Genomic DNA, 5,350 nt, shown 5'->3' with positions numbered 1-5,350 from the left:
CGCCGGCGCCGATCTTGCCCGGCATCAGGTCCGAGCCGTCGAAGCGGAAGGTCGAGGCGTTGGCGAGGATTTCGCCCTGCTTCTTCAGCGCGTCGCTGGCATAGGCATCCTTGTTGACCGACTTGAACGGCGTCACGAAGCCGCCCTGGGCCATCCAGATCTCATGCGCCAGCGGCATCTTGAGGAAGTCGATGAAGGCGCGCGCGCCCTTTGAGTCCTTGGTGATCATGGCCAGCGTTCCGGCGCCAAGCACCGGCGTGCCGAGTTCAGGCTTGGAGGCATAGGGCGGGAAGTAGAAGAAATCGGCGTCCTGGCCGATCTTGGTGCCTTCCGGGAAGAAGGTCGGGATGAACGATGCCTGATGGTGCAGGTAACATTTCGGCGGCACCGCGAAGAGCCCCTTGGGACTGTCGCGGAAATCGGTCGCCGCGACCGCCTTGGCGCCGCCGTCGACCATCTTGTCGTCGGTCGCGATCTTGCCGAATATGTCGATGGCATTGACCACCGCCGGATCGTTGAACGGGATCTCGTTCTTCACCCATTTGTCGTAGATTTCGGGCGACTGGGTGCGCAGCATGATGTCCTCGACCCAGTCGGTCGCCGGCCAGCCGGTGGCGCCGCCGGAGCCGAGCCCGATGCACCATGGCGTGCCGCCATCGGCGATGATCTTCTTCTCGAGCTCGGCGAGTTCTTCCTGCGTCTTCGGCACGGTGTAACCGGCTTCCTCGAAATTGTCCGGCGAGTACCAGACCAGCGACTTCACGTCGGCCTTGTAGGGGAAGGCGAAGAAGCCGGGCTTGCCGTCCTTGTCCTTGAACGTGCCGAGATCGACCCATGACTGGCCGGCGCCGTAATTGTCCTTGACCCATTTTGCAGTGTCGTCGCCGAGAGGCGTCAGCAGGCCCTTGGATGCCAGATCCTGGATCAGGCCCGGCTGCGGCAGCACGGCGATGTTGGGCGGGCTGCCGGCCTGCGTGTCGATGACGATCTGCTGCTCATAATTTTCCGACGAGGAATATTTGATCTCGGCGCCCGTCGCCTCCTGGAAATATTCCAGCACGGTGCGCACCAGGGTCTCGTCCTCGCCGCGCCAGGGTCCGAAGATGGTCAGCGTCTCGCCCTTGAGATCGACCTTCTTGAGCTCTTCGTAATTCGACCAGTTGAAGCGGGGATCCTCGCCCGGCTTGAACTTGAGTTCCGCCTGCGCGGGTACGTTCAGGGCGAGCATCGCAAGCGCGGCGCCCAGCAAAAGCGTCTTTTTCATCGGTATTCCTCCCAATGGGTAACAACACCGGACGGAACCTCCATTCCGCCCGCCGACGCCTCGGGAATGTGACTCAGTTGGAAAGGAATAACAACCTTTCAAAGAGAATTCCAAAGCGCTTTGGCTATTTTGATCTCGCCATTGAATCGGCCGGAAGTCAAGAGGGCGGGCAACTAATCGATTTAAGTTGATCGTACGACAAAGCAATGATGTGCGTCGCAGCATGCATTTGTGGCAGTGCAGCAGCAATTCATCTTTCAAACCCGCTCGAATGCCGCCTATGCTTGTGCAAACTGTCGAAGCGGCCGGACCGGCGCTGGCTTCGCTGCAATTAAAAGCGCTTTGAGGCGGGAGGCCTCCGTGAATCTCAAGCAACTCTCACATATGCTGGCGCTTTCGCAGACCACGGTGAGCCGGGCCTTGAACGGCTATCCCGAGGTCAATGAGGAAACGCGCCGGCGGGTGGTCGACGCCGCCAAGCGCCACGGCTACCGCCCCAATCCGAGCGCGCGCCGGCTGGCGACCGGCAAATCCGGCATGATCGGCTACGTGCTGCCGACGGGAAGCGCAGTCGACATCGATCCGCATTTCGTCGAGTTCCTGTCCGGCCTGGGCGACTATGCCCGCTCGCACGATCTCGACCTCGTCCTGTCGCCTGCCGATGCCGATGATCAGGAGACGACCTACCGCCGCATCGTCGCCAACCGCCAGGTCGACGCCGTCTATATCTCGTCGCCGAAGCCTCGAGACAGGCGCATCGCGCTGGTCAACGCGCTCGGCATTCCTTTCATCGTCCACGGTCGCGGCGAGAACCTGGATTTCGATTATCCCTATCTCGACATAGACAATGAGGGCGCCTTCCACGAGGCGGCGCGCCTGCTTGTCCAACTCGGCCACCGGCGACTGGCGCTGATCAATGGCGACAACCGCGAGACCTTTGCCATCCATCGGGAGCGCGGCGTGCGCCGGGCGCTCGCAGCGAGCGGGCTGACATTGGACGAGCGTCATATATGCTCGGTGGCCATGACTGAGGAGAACGGCTATCGCGCCACCCGGCGCCTGCTCGAACAGGACGACGCGCCAACGGCGATCGCCTGCTCCAGCCTGATCATGGCGCTCGGCGTCGTGCGCGCCGTGCGCGACCTCGGCCGGGCCATTCCCGGCGATGTGTCGCTGATCGCCCATGACGACGTCTTCCCCTGGCTCAGGCCGGAGAATTTCTCCGTGCCGCTGTCGACGACGCGCTCGTCGATCCGACTCGCCGGCGCGCGCATCGCCGAGCGGCTGGCGGCGCGGATATCGGGATTGGAGGAGGGCGCGCGCGGCGAGGTCTGGCCGGTCGACCTGGTGGTCAGGGGCTCCGTCGCTGGAGCGCCGGGCTAGGGTTCGGAACCCGGCCCCTTCGAGAAGCCCCTCGACCTCTTGCTGACGATGTCGAACGATCGATGACAAGGCCGTGGGATAACGATCTGTCTGCACCTGTTCTTGATTTACCGTCCGCAGGGTGGTCAACCAGCAGGCCAAAGCCCTCGAACAGTCCTGCAGGATACGCCACTTGCCCACATTCCCGTTCTCCGAAGCGGATCCAATCCAACATCCTGGCCCGCCGCCGAAGACTTCCGAGGTGGTCATTGTCGGTGGCGGCATTATCGGCGTGACGACCGCGCTTTTCCTGGCCAAGCGGAACATCCCGGTAACGCTTCTGGAGAAAGGACGCATCGCGGCCGAACAGTCCTCCCGGAATTGGGGCTGGATCCGAAAGCAGGGACGGGACGCCGACGAGTTGCCCATCGTCATCGAGGCTATTCGCCTCTGGCGGCAACTGGCCGAGGAATGCGGCGAAGACATCGGGCTGACCCAGGCGGGCGTGACCTACCTGGCGAACTCGGACAAGGATATGGCCGGCTTCGAAGCGTTCATGAAGATCGCCGCGGCCTACGATCTCGACACGCGCCTCCTCGACGGCGACGAAACCGGCAAGCTCATCACAGGCATGTCGCGCAAGTTCAAGGGCGCGATGACGACGCCGTCCGACATGCGTGCGGAGCCCTGGCTGGCGATGCCGGCATTTGCCCGGCTTGCCGTTCGAGAAGGCGTCAAGATCGTCGAGAACTGCGCGGCACGAACCCTCGAAATCTCAGGCGGCAGGGTCAAGGGCGTGTGGACCGAGGCGGGATATATCGAGGCCTCCACAGTGCTGGTCGCGGGCGGCGCCTGGTCGTCCCTGTTCTTGAAAAGACACGGCGTGTCCATCCCCCAGCTCAGCGTCCGGGTAACCGTGGCCGCGACGGAACCCCTGCCTGAAATCTATGCGGGCGCGGCAGCCGATGAACACATCGCCTTCAGGCGACGGCAGGATGGCGGCTACACGCTCGCCGCCGGCGGCAGCCACCTGCTTTACCTCGGCCCCGACGCATTCCGGCACGTCACCAGATACCTTCCCGCCCTCAGGGACAATCCGTTCGGGACACGCTACTTTCCGTTCGCTCCGCCAGGCTACCCCGATGCGTGGTCGACGCCGCGCGCTTGGGCGCCGGATACGCGCAGTCCCTTCGAGCGGATGCGGGTGCTTGACCCGGTCCCTGAAACCGCCAAACTGCGTTCGATAGAGCGCAACTTCAAACACCTCTTCCCACGGTTCGAAACAGTGCGGCTGAAGGCGGCCTGGGGCGGCATGATCGACGCCATGCCCGATGTCGTCCCTGTGGTAGATCGTGTGGAGGCCGTCGGCGGTCTTTTCGTGGCGACGGGAATGAGCGGCCACGGCTTCGGTATCGGGCCTGGAATCGGTCGGATCGTTTCCGACCTGATCCAGGGAAACCGGAGTGGACATGATCTCGGCCGCTTTCGGCTGTCGCGATTCCATGATGGAAGCGCCATTCGGCCGGGTCCAGCCTTGTAGCGGCACGTCGAGGGATTACTCCTTCGCCGCAGCCGCCTTGAGGTCCAGCAGGCCGTAGCCGAAATCATTGTCCCGCCCCTTGGGGCCGAGATCCTTGGCCGTGGCGGCGAGGGCCTTCTCGATATCGTCCGCCGAGCGGCCGGGCGAGGCATGGATGAGATTGGCGATGGCGCCGCTGACGATCGCCGCCGCGAACGAGGTGCCGGTGACGACATCGGAGCCGGCGCCGCTCGGCGCTACCATCTCGACGCCGGGCGCCGAGATGAAGACATAGGCGCCGCGATTGGCCTGCGGCATCAGCCCATCCCGGGCGTCGGTGGCGGTCACCGCGATGACGCCGTCGAAGGCGGCCGGGTAGCCATAGGGGGCCTTCGGCCCATTGTTGCCGGCGGCCGCGACCAGCACGATGCCGAGTGCGCGCGCATTGCGGCAGGCAACGCCAAGCAGGTCGTTCTTCGGCCCGACGAAGCTCATATTGATGATGGCGACGTTCTGTTCGGCCGCCCAGTCGAGCGCCGACAGGATGACGTCCGTGGTCGACTTGCCGCCCTCGAAGGCGCGGGCGTGGTAGATTTTCGCCCCGGGCGCCATGCCCTCCAGCGCGCCGACGCCGGCGATCAGCCCGTCGATCGAGGTGCCGTGATCGCGTTTTTCGATCGGCACGTCGGGCATGGCGTCGAACTGTCCGGCGATCACCCCGGCCAGCGCCGGATTGGTGTCGTCGATGCCGGTATCGATGACGGCGATCCGGACGTTTTCGCCGCTGGCTTGTTTGGCATCGAGCGCGATGCGGTCGAAGGCATAGTTGACGATGCCGGCGGCCTGCTGCAGCGAGTAGATGTGGTTGGGTTCGCGCCGTTGCGTCCTACCGTCGGCCGCCAGTTGCGCCAGCACGACACCGACCGGACGGCCATCTGGAATGCCGAAGCGCACCAGCGTGGTGCCAAGCAGCAGCGACTGGCGCTGCGAGCGCACCTGCAGGCCAAAGGAGGCGGCGATCTGCTGCACGGCGCCGGCATCGCCATCGACCGTTACCAGCACCTCGTCGGGAACGAAATCGCCAGCCACGGCACGCGGCGGCTGGACGGTGATGAGATCGCTGGGCGAGATGACAGGTCCGCTCGGTGGCGGGCCGGCTTGATCGTTGCCGGCCGAAATCGCCGGGTCCGGCCGTGGTGTCGGCA

4 protein-coding genes are annotated in these 5,350 nt (G+C 64.3%); 2 read left to right on the top strand and 2 right to left on the bottom strand.

Translation table 11 applies throughout. The features are described from left to right. Positions 1-1,264: ABC transporter substrate-binding protein (locus WC739_RS24360; RefSeq protein WP_372955552.1), on the bottom strand; the 1,264-nt coding region annotated here is incomplete at its 3' end. Positions 1,265-1,624: 360 nt separating this feature from the next. Here WC739_RS24360 and WC739_RS24355 point away from each other — a divergent pair. Together WC739_RS24355 and WC739_RS24350 are read left to right on the top strand one after the other, a co-directional pair. After that, on the top strand, positions 1,625-2,647 hold the full coding sequence (locus WC739_RS24355; RefSeq protein ID WP_372955551.1) for a substrate-binding domain-containing protein: 1,023 nt from the start codon (positions 1,625-1,627) through the stop codon (positions 2,645-2,647). A gap of 172 nt (positions 2,648-2,819) precedes the next feature. Further along, positions 2,820-4,166, top strand: coding sequence for an NAD(P)/FAD-dependent oxidoreductase (locus WC739_RS24350; protein WP_372955550.1), 1,347 nt, complete (start codon positions 2,820-2,822; stop codon positions 4,164-4,166). A 15-nt stretch (positions 4,167-4,181) separates the two neighbouring features. Here the strand turns inward: WC739_RS24350 and WC739_RS24345 are convergent. Next, positions 4,182-5,350: S8 family serine peptidase (locus WC739_RS24345; protein ID WP_372955549.1), on the bottom strand; the 1,169-nt coding region annotated here is incomplete at its 5' end.

Origin of the sequence: Mesorhizobium sp., assembly GCF_041661565.1 — a bacterium.
Taxonomy (GTDB): Bacteria; Pseudomonadota; Alphaproteobacteria; order Rhizobiales; family Rhizobiaceae; genus Mesorhizobium.
This window is presented reverse-complemented; position numbering and strand designations above follow the sequence as displayed.